General features: G+C 62.0%; 16 protein-coding genes and 1 tRNA gene. 14 read left to right on the top strand and 3 right to left on the bottom strand.

Annotated elements, in window-relative coordinates; translation table 11 throughout:
• Positions 1 to 73: 73 nt before the first annotated feature.
• From QQJ96_RS16475 to QQJ96_RS16460, 4 genes are read left to right on the top strand one after another with little or no spacing between them, the layout of a single operon-like run.
• Positions 74 to 988, top strand: a complete 915-nt coding sequence (locus QQJ96_RS16475) for an ABC transporter ATP-binding protein (protein ID WP_284333116.1) — start codon at positions 74 to 76, stop codon at positions 986 to 988.
• Positions 988 to 1,782 (top strand): ABC transporter permease, encoded by a 795-nt coding sequence (locus QQJ96_RS16470; RefSeq protein WP_284333115.1) that lies wholly within the window; start codon positions 988 to 990, stop codon positions 1,780 to 1,782. Before QQJ96_RS16475 ends, QQJ96_RS16470 begins: the two co-directional genes overlap by 1 nt.
• Before the next feature lie 44 nt (positions 1,783 to 1,826).
• Positions 1,827 to 3,029, top strand: a complete 1,203-nt coding sequence (locus tag QQJ96_RS16465; RefSeq protein ID WP_284333114.1) for a sensor histidine kinase — start codon at positions 1,827 to 1,829, stop codon at positions 3,027 to 3,029.
• Positions 3,026 to 3,628: a response regulator transcription factor gene (locus QQJ96_RS16460; RefSeq protein WP_284333113.1), complete on the top strand. Its 603-nt coding sequence runs from the start codon at positions 3,026 to 3,028 to the stop codon at positions 3,626 to 3,628. The genes QQJ96_RS16465 and QQJ96_RS16460 overlap by 4 nt, the downstream gene beginning before the upstream one ends.
• Positions 3,629 to 3,679: 51 nt before the next feature.
• Here the strand turns inward: QQJ96_RS16460 and QQJ96_RS16455 are convergent, their stop codons facing one another.
• Entirely contained in the window at positions 3,680 to 4,081 is a 402-nt protein-coding gene (locus QQJ96_RS16455) for a hypothetical protein (protein ID WP_284333112.1), read from the bottom strand.
• Positions 4,082 to 4,697: 616 nt separating this feature from the next.
• Here QQJ96_RS16455 and QQJ96_RS16450 point away from each other — a divergent pair.
• From QQJ96_RS16450 to motB, 10 genes are all read left to right on the top strand, one after another.
• A tRNA-Val gene (locus tag QQJ96_RS16450) sits at positions 4,698 to 4,768 on the top strand.
• A 387-nt stretch (positions 4,769 to 5,155) separates the two neighbouring features.
• Positions 5,156 to 6,280 (top strand): slipin family protein, encoded by a 1,125-nt coding sequence (locus QQJ96_RS16445; RefSeq protein WP_284333111.1) that lies wholly within the window; start codon positions 5,156 to 5,158, stop codon positions 6,278 to 6,280.
• Between the two features lie 51 nt (positions 6,281 to 6,331).
• Positions 6,332 to 7,555 (top strand): RtcB family protein, encoded by a 1,224-nt coding sequence (locus QQJ96_RS16440; protein ID WP_284333110.1) that lies wholly within the window; start codon positions 6,332 to 6,334, stop codon positions 7,553 to 7,555.
• Between the two features lie 120 nt (positions 7,556 to 7,675).
• Positions 7,676 to 8,707: a tRNA preQ1(34) S-adenosylmethionine ribosyltransferase-isomerase QueA gene (queA, locus tag QQJ96_RS16435; protein ID WP_284333109.1), complete on the top strand. Its 1,032-nt coding sequence runs from the start codon at positions 7,676 to 7,678 to the stop codon at positions 8,705 to 8,707.
• Positions 8,708 to 8,765: 58 nt separating this feature from the next.
• The gene (gene tgt, locus QQJ96_RS16430) at positions 8,766 to 9,893 is read left to right on the top strand and encodes a tRNA guanosine(34) transglycosylase Tgt (RefSeq protein WP_284333108.1); all 1,128 of its coding nucleotides are present in this window, start codon (positions 8,766 to 8,768) and stop codon (positions 9,891 to 9,893) included.
• A gap of 255 nt (positions 9,894 to 10,148) precedes the next feature.
• Positions 10,149 to 10,478: a preprotein translocase subunit YajC gene (gene yajC / locus QQJ96_RS16425; RefSeq protein WP_284333107.1), complete on the top strand. Its 330-nt coding sequence runs from the start codon at positions 10,149 to 10,151 to the stop codon at positions 10,476 to 10,478.
• A 78-nt stretch (positions 10,479 to 10,556) separates the two neighbouring features.
• Positions 10,557 to 12,476, top strand: coding sequence for a protein translocase subunit SecD (gene secD, locus QQJ96_RS16420; RefSeq protein ID WP_284333106.1), 1,920 nt, complete (start codon positions 10,557 to 10,559; stop codon positions 12,474 to 12,476).
• 12 nt (positions 12,477 to 12,488) lie between these two features.
• A complete protein-coding gene (gene secF / locus QQJ96_RS16415; protein WP_284333105.1) occupies positions 12,489 to 13,454 on the top strand; it encodes a protein translocase subunit SecF in 966 nt (321 codons plus the stop codon).
• A 200-nt stretch (positions 13,455 to 13,654) separates the two neighbouring features.
• Positions 13,655 to 14,527, top strand: coding sequence for a flagellar motor stator protein MotA (motA, locus tag QQJ96_RS16410; RefSeq protein WP_284333104.1), 873 nt, complete (start codon positions 13,655 to 13,657; stop codon positions 14,525 to 14,527).
• Positions 14,524 to 15,468 carry a flagellar motor protein MotB gene (gene motB, locus QQJ96_RS16405; RefSeq protein ID WP_284333103.1) on the top strand — a complete coding sequence of 315 codons (945 nt, stop codon included), beginning with the start codon at positions 14,524 to 14,526 and terminating at the stop codon, positions 15,466 to 15,468. The genes motA and motB overlap by 4 nt, the downstream gene beginning before the upstream one ends.
• A 29-nt stretch (positions 15,469 to 15,497) precedes the next feature.
• Here the strand turns inward: motB and murU are convergent, their stop codons facing one another.
• Entirely contained in the window at positions 15,498 to 16,190 is a 693-nt protein-coding gene (gene murU / locus QQJ96_RS16400; RefSeq protein ID WP_284333102.1) for an N-acetylmuramate alpha-1-phosphate uridylyltransferase MurU, read from the bottom strand.
• Positions 16,187 to 17,200, bottom strand: a complete 1,014-nt coding sequence (locus tag QQJ96_RS16395) for an aminoglycoside phosphotransferase family protein (RefSeq protein ID WP_284333101.1) — start codon at positions 17,198 to 17,200, stop codon at positions 16,187 to 16,189. The genes murU and QQJ96_RS16395 overlap by 4 nt, the downstream gene beginning before the upstream one ends.
• Positions 17,201 to 17,245 lie beyond the last annotated feature (45 nt).

Raw genomic sequence — 17,245 nt, 5'->3', positions numbered from 1 at the left:
ATCCCGGATCGCTGACGCAGACAACTGCAGAAACGCGCCTGGCATCCTTACGCTGCAGTGCAAGGAGGCCAACATGACCATCTCATCCGATGTCGTAGCCCGTCTTGACGGGGTAGTAAAGCGTTATAACGGTGTTACCGCGCTCGACGGCGTGAATCTTCTGCTGCAGCGCGGCGAACTGCTCGCGGTGCTGGGACCCAACGGCGCCGGCAAAACCACCAGCATCGGTCTTCTGCTTGGGCTGATACGCCCGGACGGGGGCAAGGCGGAATTGTTCGGTATGGACCCGCAGCGCATCGAGGCACGCCGCCGCATCGGCGTGATGCTGCAATCGGCCATGCTGCCGTTTACGCTGCGCGTCGGCGAGCTGCTGCGCCTGGTGTCGAGCTACTACCCTCAACCGCGGCCGCTGGAAGAGAGCGCGGCGCTGGCAGGTATCGGCGATCTGCTGAACCGGCCTTACGGCAAGCTGTCAGGCGGCCAGCAGCGCCGCGTGCAGTTTGCGCTCGCCTTGTGCGGCAGGCCTGAACTGGTGTTCCTGGACGAGCCGACGGTAGGCATGGACATCGACGCGCGCCGCAAGTTGTGGAATGCGATGCGAGCCCTGGTCGCCGAAGGCTGCTCGGTGGTGTTGACCACGCACTATCTGGAAGAGGCCGAAGCCCTGGCGCAACGCGTAATTGTGATGGCGAAGGGGCGCGTGCTGAGCGAGGGAAGTGTCGATGCGTTGCGCGCCCAAGTACCGCTAGCACGCATTCGTTGCGCCACGGATATCGACCCGAGGGCAGTGGCTGCCTGGCCACAGGTGACCTCAGCCGAACGTGAGGGTGCGCGCCTGCTCATCCAGACCAGCGAACCGGAGAACGTCCTGCGTCGCCTGCTTGATGCGGATGCAGCACTCAGCGCGCTGGAAGTGCAGCGTGCCGGCTTGGCCGAGGCATTTACCGAATTGACGCGCGAAGAAGGCGAACAACAGGAGGCCGCGTGATGAATACCGTATCGATACCCGTAGTGCCGGCAGCATCCGTAGCGGGCATGAGTACTGGGCGCGTCATCGGCGCCTACCTCGCCGAAGCCCGTAGCGAGTGCCTGCGCTACATGCGCGCGCCCGGCTTCATGCTGCCGATCATGCTGCTTCCCACCATGTTCTATCTGTTGTTCGGCGTCGTCATGGGCCACCCGCCAGGTGACGACACCGCTCGCTATCTTTTGGTGAGCTATGGCGTGTTCGGCGTGATGAGCCCGGGCCTGTTCGGCTTTGGTGTTTCATTGGCGCTGGAGCGCGATGGCGGCCTGCTCACCTACAAGCGCGCCTTGCCGATGCCGCCGGGGGCGTATCTGCTGGGCAAGATGTTGATGGCGATGGTGGCAGCTGCGGTGGTGATCCTGCTGCTGCTCGCGATGGGGCTGGGGCTTGGACACGTGGCCTTGTCCTGGCAGCAAGCCGGACTGCTGTTGCTGACCGGAGTGCTGGGCGTATTGCCGTTCTGCGCACTGGGCATGCTGGTCGGCACCCTGATCAAGGGGCAGGGCGCACCGGGCATGCTCAACCTTATCTACTTGCCGATGTCCTTCCTGTCCGGACTGTGGATCCCGCTCAACCTGTTGCCGAAAACTCTGCAGCAGATCGCGCCGGTTTGGCCCAGTTACCACCTGCATCAGCTGGGGCTGACGGCGTTAGGGCTGCAGCATGGCGTCGCGATCCGGCATGCCGCGATCCTGGTGGGCTTTGCCGCCATCTTCTTCCTGATCGCCGTGCGCAGGTTGCGGCGCTACGGTTGAAGTAGGATGTGTCTGAAGATGATGACGGTGCGGGGGACGCAGCCATGACCATGCAAGCCGCTATTCGCCGCTGGTTTACGCCGGCCCCCGATTCGGAGGCGGTGCGCAATATCCGCAAGGGCAAGTCGCCCTGGGTGGATGCGGTGCATCTGCTATGGACGATCTGGATACCCGTGGCGCCGCTGTTCGACCGGTTTTCCTGGACCTGGTTGTGGCTCACCCTGGTGAGCTATCCGATCTTCCTGGTGCTTTACGCCAAGTCCTGCGTGGCCACGCAGCGGCAGGTGCCGTTCTTTGGACTCGCTACGGTGGCGCTCGCCCTTGTATTGATGCCTTGGTACAGCAGCAGCCTGGTCTACTTTGTCTTTGGCTGCGTGATGTTTCGCGTTTGCCGGATGAGCATTTATCGCCACATGCTCGTCCTGGCTGCGCTGAATGCGACGTGTCTGGCCGAGGCTTGGCTGATCCACTATCCGTGGCAGGCAGTGATATGGCTCCCGGTGACCAGTTTCATCGTCGCCCTGATCATTCATGCGGAGCGCCGAAACGAGGAAATGGACTCCCAATTGCGGCTCTCGCATGACGAAGTGCGCAGGCTGGCGGCAACCGCCGAGCGGGAGCGCATCGGGCGAGACTTGCATGACCTGCTTGGCCATACCTTGTCCCTGATTACCTTGAAGCTGGAGCTTTCGCGCAAGCTTTTCGATCGCGACAGCGAAGCGTCGCGGCGCGAACTGGAAGAAGCCGAGCGGGTGGCGCGGCATGCTTTGGCGGAAGTGCGTGCCGCCGTCACCGGCATTCGTTCCACCGATCTTGCGGCCGAGCTGGCATCGGCCCGCCTGATGCTTGAATCCTCCGCCGTGCGGCTGGATTACGGCGTGCTGCCCGATTCGTTGCCGCAGGATGTCGAGCGCGGATTGGCGCTGGTCCTGCGCGAGGCGGTGACGAATATTCATCGTCATGCCGAGGCAACCATGGCCAGCGTGCGTTTTGATCGCAATGGAGACAAGCTGGAAATGCAAATCAGCGACAATGGCAAAGGTGGACTTGCCGCGCATGGCAATGGGCTCAGCGGCATGTGTGAGCGTGTACGCGGGCTAAGCGGGACGTTGCAGATCGAATCGCCGCCGCATCGCGGTACGCGTTTGCTGGTAACGGTGCCCTTGGACGCCAAAAAGGCAAACACGTCAGCGCTCCCGCAGGCGGGGGCTTCCGTGCGGAATGATTTCCTGGGGCATGCCGCATGATTCGTGTGTTGCTCGCCGAAGATCAGGCCATGGTGCGCGGAGCGCTGTCGGCGCTGCTCAATCTCGAATCGGATATAGAAGTGCTGGGCTCGGCTGCCGACGGCGAAACGGCCTGGCGCGAAGTGCAGCGATTGAAGCCGGATGTGCTGGTCACCGACATCGAAATGCCCGGCCTTACCGGCCTGGAACTGGCGCAACGCATTCACCGGCAGGAGCTGCCGGTGAAATGCATCATCGTTACCACCTTCGCGCGCCCTGGCTTTCTTCGGCGCGCGCTGGATGCCGGCGTATCGGGTTACCTGCTGAAAGACGCGCCGGCGGAGAATCTCGCCGAGGCTTTGCGCATCGTGCATCGTGGCGGTCGCTCGATCGATCCGCAGCTTGCGTTGGAGGCCTGGTCGGAAGCCGATCCGTTGAATGATCGCGAACGGCAGGTGCTGCGTCTTGCCGGCGAAGGACAGTCCGCCAGCGATATCGCCACCAAGCTCAATCTCTCGCATGGGACGGTGCGCAATTATCTATCCGAGGCGATCGGCAAATTGGGCACGGCCAATCGCATCGAGGCGTATCGGCTGGCACGGCAGAAGGGATGGCTTTGACGCGTCGCGGGTGATTATGAAAATCATTCGAAGATTAGGAAATATTCCTAGCTAAAAAGCGCTTGCATTAAAAATAAAGCTCACGTAATGTTCGCGTCCTTCGCCCATGTCGGCGAGTTTATTCGAGGGTTTGTCATGCTGTATCACTTCGCACATTTCGGTTTGCCGTCGCGCCATGCTCGCGATGTGCTGCCATGCGTGCGCGGCGAACGGCATCTGCCCAAAGTTCTTACTGATTGACCGATTCCGCTCGCGGAGATCGGTCACCCCGATCTCCCGAGGCAACGCGAACGCCCTCGGGTCACTATCCCGGGGGCGTTTTGTTTTTGGCGTTTGCAAGGGATTTTCATGCGAAAAACCATCGTGAATCCGGTCCACGGAAGAGTTCTTCCGCCCTGAAGCACCCGGTGCGAGTTGGCGCCGTGGCCAAGGGCGCGGCTGCTTCAGGCGCATGTGCGCTGCACCTGGGTGCTTCGGTGTGGGTGGCGCGAGAACGGGTTTCATGCATTAGGGCGTCAGGGATGCTCTGATCTATTCCACGTACCCGTCACCGCACTGTATGCGCGCCTCGCAGCGACCCAGTGGCGCACGCGGGGAAGGCACAGGGACGTGCCTGGTTTGAGGAGCGAGGAAGGCATGGCCGTCTGTCTAGACGCTGGGTCGCTGCGAGGCGCGCATACAGTGCGGCCCCAACATTTTGAAATTAAAGACGGGGTGACGTCCAGAAGGCCCGCAGGGCGTGCCCCGCGGCTTGAACAGACGGCCAGTCTGCCCTGTGCCGCGCGGCACGCCCTGCGGGCCTTCTGGACGTCATGCCGGGCACGTGGAATAGATCAGAGCATCCCTAGCCCAAACGAATTGCCGATTGGAAACGGTCGGCAATACGCAGCATTCCATCGGCAGGCTTCAGCGGTATGGGTTCATAAGCCCATCCGGTGCGCTGGGCTTTGCCTTCGGCGTATGCCGAAGCTTGTGCGCGGGTGTTGCGACCATCGACGTTAGCTCAGAAGGTAGAGCAACGGCTCATGATGCCGTTGGCGACCGGTTCGAATCCGGTACGTCGCACCAATGGATAGCTCAATCGGTTAGAGCATCGGACTAACAATCCGATTGTTGCGGGTTCGATTCCCGCTCCAGCCAGGGCGAAAGCCCTTCCACAGGAAATGCCTCGTGCGTTGACTGATGCATCACCAGGGAAGGTGACGAGTCAGTTCGCGCAGCGGGTACAGGATCGGATTTCCGTCCCAAGCCTGGGCGGATGGTCGTGAAAATGCAGCGTAGGCGGTACGCCGGCGGGTGCATGGAAACGATGGTCTCCTCATGCAAGGCGCGATTATCCCGTCCTCTATGCGTAAAGAGGCGTTTTCACTTTTTTCTTCCGTGCCGAATGCTTGAGCACCGGTTATCCCGAGCGGGAGGGTGCAGTGCGTTCGTGATTTTGAAAGCAACCGTCACGCATTAAAGGTCCGCCGGCGTGACGGATTATCCAGGTGGACCGGTGGTCGGGAAACGAAAAGGAGTATTCCCATGTCATGGATCAAGCAAATCGTGATCGGCGACGGCGAGCGCGGTTTGCTATATCGCAACCGTCGAGTGCAGGCCGTGTTGACGGCCGGCGTGTATCGCTACTTCGACCCGTTCGGCCGCATCGCCGTGGTCGTGCACAACGTCGCGCGTCCGGAATACAGTGGCAACGACGCTGAAGTGCTGATGGCATCCACGGACAACGAGCTTGCCAAACACTTCCTGGTTGCCGACGTGGGTACCGACCAGGTCGGCCTGGTGCTGAAGAACGGTAAGCTCGAGGACGTGCTGGCGCCGGGTACGCGCAAGCTGTACTGGCATGCCTTGGTACAAATCGAAGTGCAGCTGGTATGGCTGTCCGAATCGCTGGCGATCGATGCCAATGTGGTGGCGCGCTTGCGCCAGCTCGGCGTGCTGTCCAAGGTGGCGGTGACGGTCGACGTGCCGGTGGAGTCCACGGGCCTATTGTTCGTCGATGGCAAGCTGGTGCGTGCGTTGACGCCGGGCGCCTACGCGTTCTGGAACTTCCGCAAGAATGTCGCGGCCGAGGTGACCGACTTGCGCGTGCAGTCCGTCGAGGTGTCTGGCCAGGAGTTGTTGACGCGTGACAAGGTAAGCCTGCGTGTGAACCTGGCGGCAAGCGTGCGTGTGGTCGATCCGGTCGCCGCGCGTACCAAGGTCGCCAAGTACGGCGACTACCTGTACCGCGAGCTGCAGTACGGCCTGCGCAAGGCGGTTTCCGTCAAGACGCTGGACGAGTTGCTCGGCGACAAGGCTTCGCTGGATGCAGACATTTTCGCGTACGTGCACGGTCGCGTGAGCGACTTGGGTCTGGAGGTGCTTGGTGTCGGCGTGAAGGACGTGATCTTGCCGGGCGAGATGAAGGAGATCCTTAACAGCGTGGTGCAGGCGGAGAAGGCGGCGCAGGCCAACGTGATCCGTCGCCGCGAGGAGGCGAACGCAACGCGTTCCCTCCTCAATACAGCCAAGCTGATCGAGGAAAGCCCGACCCTGATGCGTCTAAAAGAGTTGGAGGCGTTGGAGAAGGTCACCGAAAAGATCGACAAGCTCACCGTGTTCGGTGGCCTGGACGGCGTGCTGACGCAGCTTGTGAGTCTCAAGCAGTAAAATTCGGCATGGCAGAAGGAAGTGCCATGCCGATCCTGATGGATGACAAATATGGAAACGCAAACTCATTACGAACTGCTGCATGCCGAAGGCAGCGCCACGCCGATAAAAGGCTGGGTGCGCGGTGTGCCGCTTGAAGAACAGGCGCATCGCCAACTGCAGAACATCGCCGCACTGCCGTTTGTTGGCCCGTGGGTGGCCGTGATGCCAGACGTGCACCTTGGCAAGGGCGCAACCGTGGGTTCGGTCGTGCCCACGCGTGGCGCGATCATTCCGGCAGCGGTGGGTGTAGACATCGGCTGCGGCATGGCCGCGGTGCGTACTACGCTGCGCGCGAAAGACCTGCCAGACAGCCTGGCGCAGCTGCGTTCGAGCATCGAGCGCGGCGTGCCGGTGGGCAACGGGCGCGGAGGTGATCACCACCGTGTGCCGGGTAGCGTCGAATCGCGCCTGGGTGCGTCGGGCTTGTTCGAGCGCCTGGAAGCGATCAAGGTCAAGCATCGCGGCATTCGCATCGACAAGCTCGACCGGCAGCTCGGCACGCTCGGCGGCGGCAATCACTTCATCGAGCTCTGCCTCGACGAGACGGATGCGGTATGGGTGATGTTGCACTCCGGCTCACGCGGCACCGGCAACCTGATCGGCACGTACTTCATCGAACGTGCTCGCGAGCAACTGGCGTATCGCGTGCTCGGCTTCCAGCTGCCGGACAAGGACCTGGCCTTCTTCATGGAGGGCGAGCCGTTGTTCGACGATTACGTGGAAGCCGTGTCCTGGGCACAGGACTACGCGCGGCACAATCGTGAAGCGATGATGGCGCGCGTGCTGGATGAAATGCGCCACCGCCTGCCGAAGTTTCAGTTGGAGAAGCAGGCTGTGAATTGCCATCACAACTATGTGCAGCGTGAGACGCACGGAGGCGAATCGCTGCTGGTTACGCGCAAAGGTGCGGTGAGTGCCAGGGAAGGCGAGCTGGGCATCATTCCGGGCAGCATGGGTACGCGCAGTTACATCGTGCGGGGCAAGGGCAACCCTGAAAGCTTCCATAGCTGCAGCCACGGTGCCGGACGTGTGATGAGCCGTACGGCTGCCCGCCAGAACATCACCTTGTCGCAGCACCGTGCCGCCACGGCGCATGTGGAATGCCGCAAGGATGCGGGCGTGATCGATGAGTCGCCGGCGGCGTACAAGTCGATCGATGCGGTGATGGCGGCGCAGACGGACCTGGTGGAGGTGGTGCATACGCTGCGCCAGGTGCTCTGCGTGAAAGGTTGAAGCCACGTAGGCTGGGATGATAATCCCAGCTTTCTTGGGAGTTCCGAAGCTGGGATTCCATCCTAGCCTACTTGCGTTCGCGTTTGCGCGATAATGCGCCATTCCAAGGCAGCGTTCCCCGTGAAGAAAGCCGATTTCAACTTCGACCTCCCGCCTGAACTGATCGCCCAGGCCCCCTTGCCTCAGCGCAGCGCAAGCCGCCTGCTGATGCTCAATGTGCCTACGCGTACCTGGCAAGATCGGATGTTCCGCGACTTGCCGTCGCGGCTGCGCAAGGGCGATCTGCTGGTGTTCAACGACACGCGCGTATTGCCGGCGCGCCTGTATGGACAGAAGCCGAGCGGCGGAGCGGTGGAGATAGTCATCGAGCGCGTCACCGGCGCACACGAAGCCACCGTGCAACTGGGGGTAAGCAAGAAACCGCGCGAAGGCACGGTGATCATCCTGGCCGACGGCAGCCATGCCACGGTGCTGGGGCGCGACGAGAGCTTCTTTCAACTGCGGTTCGAATCGCCCGAGCCGTTGGAACGCCTGTTGTCGAGGCTGGGTGAGATGCCCTTGCCGCCGTATATCTCGCGGCATGCGGACAGCAGCGACCTGGAGCGCTACCAGACGGTCTACGCGCGCGAGCCGGGCGCGGTAGCCGCACCCACGGCCGGGTTGCATTTTGACGAGAATTTGCTGCAGCAATTGCGCGAGCTGGGCGTGAATTTCGGCTATGTGACCTTGCATGTCGGCGCAGGCACGTTCCAACCGGTACGCAGCGAGGAGCTCGCGCATCACAAGATGCATCGCGAATGGCTCAATGTCGGCGCCAGCCTGGTCGAGCAGATTCAGCGGACTCGTCGCGCCGGTGGGCGGGTGATCGCTGTCGGCACGACCGTGGTGCGCGCACTGGAAAGCGCTACGGTGCAGGGCGAATTGCGGCCTTTCGCGGGCGAAACGCAGATCTTCATCTTTCCTGGCTACCGCATCACCAGCATCGATGCATTGATCACCAATTTCCATCTGCCCCAATCGACGCTGCTGATGCTGGTGTCCGCGCTGGCCGGGCGGGAGTTCATCCTCGATGCCTATCGGCATGCGGTTGAGCAGCGCTATCGATTTTTCTCGTATGGGGACGCGATGCTGATCTTGCCAGGAGGCGAGTGAGGCCCGTGCTTTGCCTGCTCTCCCCTTCGGAGAGAGGATTCAATGCCATAATTCCCCGATGACCGCCATGCATTTCGATCTCCTCGCCACCGACGGCGCCGCACGCCGCGGCCGTCTCACTTTCGACCGCGGCAGCGTGGAAACGCCCGCCTTCATGCCGGTGGGCACCTATGGCTCGGTGAAAGCGATGACCCCGCGCGACCTGCTCGATGTCGGTGCGGAGATCATCCTGGGCAACACCTTTCACCTGTTCCTGCGGCCGGGTCTGGACATCGTCGGCGAGTTCGGCGGCCTGCATCGCTTCATCGGCTGGAACAAGCCTATCCTCACCGATTCCGGCGGCTTCCAGGTGTTCTCGCTGGCGCACAAGCGCAAGATTACCGAGCAGGGCGTGACCTTCGCCTCACCGGTGGACGGTTCCAAGGTGTTTCTCTCGCCGGAAGAATCGATGCGCATCCAGACGGTGCTCGATTCGGACATCGTAATGATCTTCGACGAATGCACGCCGTATCCCGCAACGGAGAAAGTCGCGGCCGAATCGATGGAGCTGAGCTTGCGCTGGGCCGAGCGCTCGCGCCAGGCTTTCGACGAGCGGAAGAACCCCAATGCGTTGTTCGGCATTGTCCAGGGCAGCGTCTACGAAACCCTGCGCAAACGCTCGGCCGAGGGACTGATCCAGATCGGCTTCGACGGTTATGCGGTGGGCGGGCTGGCAGTGGGCGAACCGGAGGCTGAGCGCAATCACACCTTGGACTTCACCGTGCCGCTGCTGCCGCAGGACCGACCGCGCTATCTGATGGGCGTGGGTCGCCCGGAGGACATCGTCGAGGCGGTCCGCCGCGGCATCGACATGTTCGATTGCGTGATGCCCACCCGCAATGCGCGCAACGGCTTCCTGTTCACCTCGCACGGCACGCTGCGCATCCGTAACGCCAAATACGCCAACGATACCCGCGTGATCGAGGAGGGCTGCACCTGCTATGCCTGCAGCCAGGGGTTCAGCCGCGCGTACCTGCGGCATCTGGATCGCTGCAACGAGATCCTCGGCAGTCAGCTGGCCACGATCCACAACTTGCACCATTACCAGGTCTTGATGGCCGGGCTGCGCGAGGCTATCGCGGCCGGAGCGCTGGATGACTTCGTGGCCGAGTTCTATGCCCTGCGGCAGGCAGTGGCCGCTGAATAGCCGCCTCTCCCCTTTGGGGAGAGGGCTGGGGTGAGGGGGGGGGGGCAGGCTCGCCCAAAGGGATACAGGGGCGAACTTTTAAGCCATTTCAAGGACCAATGGGCACGTGTACGGCGGGGTACTCCTGGTCCCTGGCTTCCCCCCGGAGGGAATCAGGGGCGAACGCAAAAAGCCGTACTCATGGCATAATCCGATGTCTTTTATTGGGCTTGCGGCAAAAACTCCAGTCGCAGCCACAACTTGCGGGATAAGCTGATGAACTTTCCGACGACTTTCGTGCTGGCGCAGGCAGCGCCAGGATCGGCCAATGGCGGCATCTCCATGCTGATCATGATGATCGTGCTGTTCGGCCTGATGTATTTCATGATGATCCGCCCGCAGATGAAGCGGCAGAAGGAACACCGCCAGATGATGTCGAGCCTGGCCAAGGGCGACGAAGTGGTCACCAACGGCGGCATCGCCGGCCGCGTCGATGACGTGGGCGAAACCTTCATCACGGTCGAGATCGCGCCGAACGTGAAGATCAAGCTGCAAAAGGGGGCGGTACAGCAGGTGCTGCCCAAGGGCACGTTGAAGTCGTCCTGATCGCGGCGCCCGGTTCCTTTCTTTTAGTCCATCAAGCTACCCGCGGCCATGCTGCCGCGGTTCATTCGGATGCAAGGCATGAGTGATTTTCCACGCTGGAAATACTTTCTGGTAGCCGTCGTACTGGTGCTGGGCATCCTGTACGCATTGCCGAACGCCTATCCGCCACTGCAGGCCGTGCAGGTCACGCCGGCCCAGGGCACGTCCCTCGATCCGACGGTGCAGCAGAAGGTCATCTCCGCGCTGCAGGCGGCCAAGCTGTCGTATGTCGACGAAAGCCTCAAGCACGATCCCAATCGCGGCGACTACATCGTCGTGGGCTTCGCCAACGGCGATCTGCAGAAGAGCGCGGCGGATGCGCTGAAGGCGGCCTTGGGCGAGAACTACAATGTCGGCTTCAACCTGGAGTCCACGGTGCCTCGCTGGCTGGGCGTGATCGGTGGCCGTGCCATGCCATTGGGCTTGGACCTGCAGGGTGGCGTGCGCTTCCTGATGGCGGTCGACCAGAACGACATCATCGATCGCCAGGAAAACCGCTATACGCAGGACATTACCGCCCTGCTGAAGGACAAGAAGATCTCGTTCATTTCGGTGACGCGCAATGCTACGCGCGGCCAGGGCGTCATCGTCGTCACGGGCTCTCAAGCAGACCGCACGGCGGCCAGCGACGCGATCGCCACCGAATACACCGATCTGGCGGTTACGGACGGCCAGAGCACCGGTGACCGCTTCGTGCTCAATGCGGTCATCAAGCCGAACAAGCTGCATGACCTGCAGGTCAGCGCGATTCGCCAGAACCTCACCACGCTGGGTAATCGCATCAATGCGCTGGGCGTGTCCGAACCGGTGATCCAGGCGCAAGGCGAGGACCACATCTCGGTGGAACTGGCGGGCGTGCAGGATCCGGCCGAGGCGAAGAAAGTGATCGGTGCCACCGCCACCCTGCAATACGTGGCAGGGCTGGGCGAAGCACGCTTCAACGGCAGGGACTGGATGGGTGACCAGACCGTGGCTGATGCTGTCCACAGCGGCAATATTCCGCCGGATGCCCATCTTTACTACAACGCGGAAAATACGATCGCCTACCTGGTCAGCAAGAACATCATCGCCAGCGGCGACGAGCTGGCGGATGCCTCCTCCGGCACCGATCAGCAGACGGGTTCGCCGAGCGTCAACGTGACGTTGAATTCGGTGGGCGCCTCCAAGATGCTCGACTTCACGCGTGAGAACGTCGGCAAGCCGATGGCTGTGGTGTATGTGGAAAACACCACCGACACCAAGATCGTCGATGGCAAGGAAGTGCGTACGCCCAAGACCACCTACCAGGTCATCAACTACGCCACCATCAACGGCGTGTTCAGCAACAAGTTCCAGACCACCGGTCTGGGCAGCCCGAAGGCCGCTTCGGACCTGGTAACGATGCTCAAGGGCGGCTCGCTCGCCGCGCGCATGGATATCGTTTCCGAAGGCGTGATCGGACCCAGCCTGGGCCAGGACAATATCGACAAGGGCCTGAAGGCGGTGCTGCTGGGCTTGGGCCTGGTGCTGCTGGCCGCGGCGATCTACTACAAGCTGTTTGGCCTGGTGGCGGACATCGCGCTGTTCTTCAACCTGGTGGTACTGGTGGCGGTGATGTCGATGATCGGCGTGACGCTCACCATGCCGGGCATTGCCGGTATCGTGCTGACGCTGGGTATGGCGATCGACGCCAACGTGCTGATCTGCGAACGCGTGCGCGAGGAGTTGCGTAACGGCTCCACGCCGCTGGCGGCGATCCGTGCCGGTTATGAAAAAGCCTGGGCCACCATTCTCGACGCCAACGTCACCCACCTTATCGCCGCGCTGGCGCTGACCACGATGGGCTCCGGGCCAATCAAAGGCTTCGGCGTCACCCTGCTGATCGGTATCCTCACCTCGATGTTCACTTCGGTAACGGTTACCCACGCGATCACCGCGCTAATTCACGGCGGCCGCAAGCTCAAGACGCTGTCGGTGTAATCGGAGACTCGCATGGAAATTTTCAGCCACAACAGCAACGTCCACTTCCTGGGTCTGCGTAAAGTCAGCATCGGCATTGCCGTGCTGCTGGTGATCGCCTCGATTGCGCTGCTTGCCACGCGCAGCCTGAACTACGGCCTGGACTTCACCGGCGGCGTGAGCATGGATGTCACCTACGACAGCCCAGTCGCGACCGAGGACGTGCGCAGCGCGTTGACCAAGGGTGGCATCGAGAACGTCGTCGTGCAGAGCGTCGGCGGCACCCGCCAGGTGTCGATCCGCTTCCAGCCCAAGGACGACCATCACTACACCCAACAGGAAGGCAAGTCGCCCAACCTCGACCTGATCTCCGTCGACGTGGCCAAGGCGCTGCAGGCAGGGCGTCCGGATGCCAAGATTGCGGGCAAGAACTACGTCGGTCCGCAGGTGGGCGAGCAACTGCGCAGTGACGGCGTGACCGCCGCGATCTTCGTGATCATCGGTATCGGCATCTACCTGTGGATCCGTTTCGAACGTCGCTTCGCCATCGCCGCGCTGCTCACGGAAGTGCATGACACGCTGGTGACGCTGGGCGTGATCTCGCTGGTGCAGCGCGAATTCGACCTCACCGTGCTGGCCTCGGTGCTGGCGGTAATCGGCTACTCCATCAACGACAAGGTGGTGGTGTTCGACCGTATCCGCGAACTGTTCCGTTCCTCGCGCAAGGCCGATCCGGAAGAGGTCCTCAACCGCTCGATCAACAGCACGCTGTCGCGAACCATCATCACGTCTCTGTTCACCGGCATCGCCATGGCCGCGCTGTATTTCTTCGGCGGCCCCACAGTGCACGGTTTTGCGATCACCATGCTGATCGGCATCCTGGTCGGCACGCTGTCGTCGATCTTCGTGGCCAGCCCGATCCTGTTGTGGCTGGGCGTGTCGAAGAAGGACCTGATGCCGGTGACCAAGGAAAATCCGGAGCTGGCGCGCCGGCCGTAGCGGAGCACGCCATGAGCATGCAAAGCGGCCCGGTCATCCGGGCCGTTTTCATTTGGCTGTCACGAAGTGCCGCGGAGCGCGCTCACATGACCATAAATAACAATTGATCCAGATCACAATGCGGACGTTTCGCGATCTAAATTTAGTCTCGTAGCGGTCGATAAGCAGGGGAGGACGCTGACGTCCCGAATGGAGTCCCCATGCTTGTCCTGATCGGTTCCCTGGTGGTGATGTCCTGCGTGATGGGTGGTTTCCTGCTATCGCACGGACAAATTCTTGCGCTCTGGCAGCCGACCGAGCTGATGATCATCGGCGGCGGCGCCCTTGGCGCGTTCCTCTCCGCCAATCCGCTGAAGATCATCAAGGGCGTAGGGCAGAGTATCATCGGTCTATTCAAAGGGCCGAAGTATCGCAAGCAGGACTACGTCGATCTGCTGTCGATGCTGTACGACATCTTCGGCGTCATGCGCAAGCAGGGCTTGCTTGGCCTGGAATCGCATATCGAAGATCCGCAATCGAGCCCGATCTTCAGCACCTATCCGCGCCTGGTGAAGGAACACCACCTGATCGAGTTCACCACCGACTGCCTGCGCCTGATGGTCGGCGGCAACATGAATCCGCACGAGCTGGAGCAGTTGCTGGAAGTCGAGTTGGAGACCCACCATCACGAAGCCGAAGCACCCGCGATGGCGGTGATGAAGATGGCCGACGCCTTGCCCGGCTTCGGCATCGTTGCCGCAGTGCTGGGTATCGTCAACACCATGTCGCAGCTCGGCGGGGATACTTCGCAGATCGGCGAGCACATCGCCGGTGCCCTGGTTGGCACGTTCCTGGGAATTTTGCTCTGTTACGGCTTCATTGGCCCATTGGGCGCCGCCATGGAAAGTCGCGTGCAGGAGGACGGCAGGGCGTTCGAGTGCGTCAAGGTGGCCTTGCTGGCCAGTTTGCGCGGCTACAACCCGAAAGTATCAGTGGAGTTCGCGCGTAAGACGCTTTCGCCGCAGGCACGGCCGAATTTCCAGGATTTCGAAGATCACCTCAAGGACGCCGCGCGGGCTGGGGCCTCCGCGTGAATGAGCCCAATCGCGATACGCTGATCGTGGTGCGCCGCTCGCGGCGCAAGAAGCACGGTCATCATGGTGGTGCGTGGAAAGTGGCCTATGCCGACTTCGTGACCGCGATGATGGCGTTTTTCCTGGTGATGTGGCTGCTGGGCGTAGGCACGCGCCAGCAGCGCGCGGCCATCGCCGAATACTTCAAGAATCCGAGCATGACGCCGGGTACCGCAACCATGGCGCCGCCCGGAAGGATGGGGCCTGGCGGGGCCAGCGACAGCATGATCAAGCTTGGCGGCGCCATGGACATCTCGCATGGCCCCGGCAAGGACCGCCGCGCCGTGCGTGCGGATCCCGCGAACGTGGAAAAGCTGGCGCGCGAGCGCGAAAAGCAGCGCCTGGAAAGCTTGATGGTGCAATTGCGCGCGGCGATCGAAAAAAGCCAGGCGCTGGAGCCGTTCAAGGACCAGCTGCTGCTCGACATCACGCCGGAAGGTCTGCGCATCCAGATCGTCGACAAACAGAACCGCCCGATGTTCGCCACCGGTAGCGCCATGCTTGAGCCGTACACCGTGGCGATCCTGCACGAGTTGTCGGGTTTTATCGAACAGGCGCCGAACAAGGTCAGTATTTCCGGCCATACCGATGATGCGCCCTATAGCAGCCAAAGCCACTACGGCAATTGGGAGCTTTCCGCCGATCGCGCCAATGCGGCGCGGCGCGCCTTGCTGGATGGTGGGCTGGAAGAAGGAAAGATTGCGCGTGTAGTCGGCCTGGCTGCCTCGGTGCCCTTCGACAAGACCAACCCGAGCAATCCGATCAACCGGCGCATCAGCATCATCATGATGACCAAGCAGGCACAGGATGCGGCGTTGTCGCAAGAGGAGGCGCAGGCGGTGCCGCCTCGTACGCTGCCCACACCCGTTACGATCACCGCACTTGCTTCGGGTGCGCCCTAGAAATCGTAGGTTGGGATCGTCATCTCCGCCTACGGATTTTCGCTGTTCAACGCCGCCAGTCTTTCAGGCGACCCCACATCAGTCCACTCGCCGCGATGATGACTGCCGCTAACCTCACCCCTGCGCATCGCCGCCCGCAGTAGCGGTGCAAGCTTGAAGCGCGCGGGTTTCTCATCGACGGGGTCGGCAACGGCACGCCAATCTTGCAAAAGCTCGCGCTTGTAAACGCCGATACCGCTGTATGTCAGGCGCGGGCCACCTTCATCGTGGAGCTTGCCTTGCGCATCCAGCGCAAAATCGCCTTGCACATGATGGGGCGGGTTGTTCACCATCAGCAGATGCGCCACACCTTCCGGTTCCTTCGGCAGCGCCCCGAAATCGGCATCGGTCCATACATCGCCGTTGATCACGATAAAGGGTTCCGGCCCCAGCAGCGGCAGCGCGTTGAGCATGCCGCCGCCGGTTTCCAGCGGAGTTGGACCTTCATACGCATAGCGGATACGCAAGCCCCACTGCGAGCCGTCACCTAGCATTTGTGGAAATTGCTCGGCCAGGTGCGAAGTGTTGATCACCACATAGCGCACATCGATCGCCGCCAACTTCTCCAGGTGCCAGGCGATCAGCGGCTTGCCTCGCGCCGTCAACAGCGGCTTGGGGGTGTGGTTGGTCAACGGGCGCATGCGCTCGCCGAGGCCGGCCGCAAAGATCAGCGCATGTCTCATGCTGCTCTTACCTTGGTCAGGTCATGGCCGCCGGCATGGCGTTCGATCAGCGCGGCGAAGTCGGCCAGCTCCGGATAGCTGCGTGCCACGGACATCACGTAGTGATATACGCGCGGCACGTCGGCGAGATAGCCCGGTTTGCCGTCGCGATACCACAGGCGGTAGAACTGACCTAGCACACGCACGTGTCGGTGCAGCCCGGTGAGGTCGAACCAGCGCTGGAAACGCTGGCGGTCGATCTGCGCGCCGATCACGCCGGCATGCAGCACGCGCTGCCGATAGGATTCCACCCAGCCCGCCACACGCTGGCTTGGCCACACGATGTAGGCGTCGCGCAGCAACGAGGCAAGGTCGTACGTAATGGGCCCGGCAAGCGCGCCTTGAAAGTCTATGACCCCCGGATTGTGCTGCTCGACCACTAGCAGATTGCGGCTGTGATAGTCGCGATGCACGAAGCAGCGCGGCTGTTCCTGCGCGTTGCGGATGATCACCTCGAAGGCCGTTTGCAGGACGTCCCATTCGGCGCCGGACGGGGTGTGCCCCAGATGGCGGCCAAGGAACCATTCCGGCATCACTTCCAATCCGCGTAGCAGCAGGTCGCGGTTGAACGGTGGCAGCTCGCGGTAGTCCATGCGTGTTTGCATGAGCAGCAAGGCATGCATCGCGTCAGCGTAGAGCGCATCGGCGTTGTGCTCATCAAGCTCGTCCAGATACAGCCGTGTGCCGAGATCCTCGATCAGCAGAAAGCCCTGTTCGAGATCCTGCGCCTGCACGGCCGGTACGTGCAGGCCGGCTGCGGCGAGTTGCTGGCCGATCTTCAGCCAGGGACGCGGGTCTTCCTGCGCAGGCGGTGAATCCATCACGATCCAGCTGCGCCCGCCGTGATGCGTGCGCCAATAGCTGCGGAAGCTCGCGTCGGAAGAAGCGGATTGGAGGCTTAGCGAAGGGTCGCCAAGTGCTGCGCGCGCCCAGGCGAGGCGGGCGTCGGCGCGGTCGGTAGTGCTTTGCATGGGCGGATTCGTTGCGGACACGCGCAAAGCTTAGAGCCTGCGCGC

Source organism: Dyella flagellata (assembly GCF_030160275.1).
Classification (GTDB): Bacteria; Pseudomonadota; Gammaproteobacteria; order Xanthomonadales; family Rhodanobacteraceae; genus Dyella_B; species Dyella_B flagellata.
This window is presented reverse-complemented; position numbering and strand designations above follow the sequence as displayed.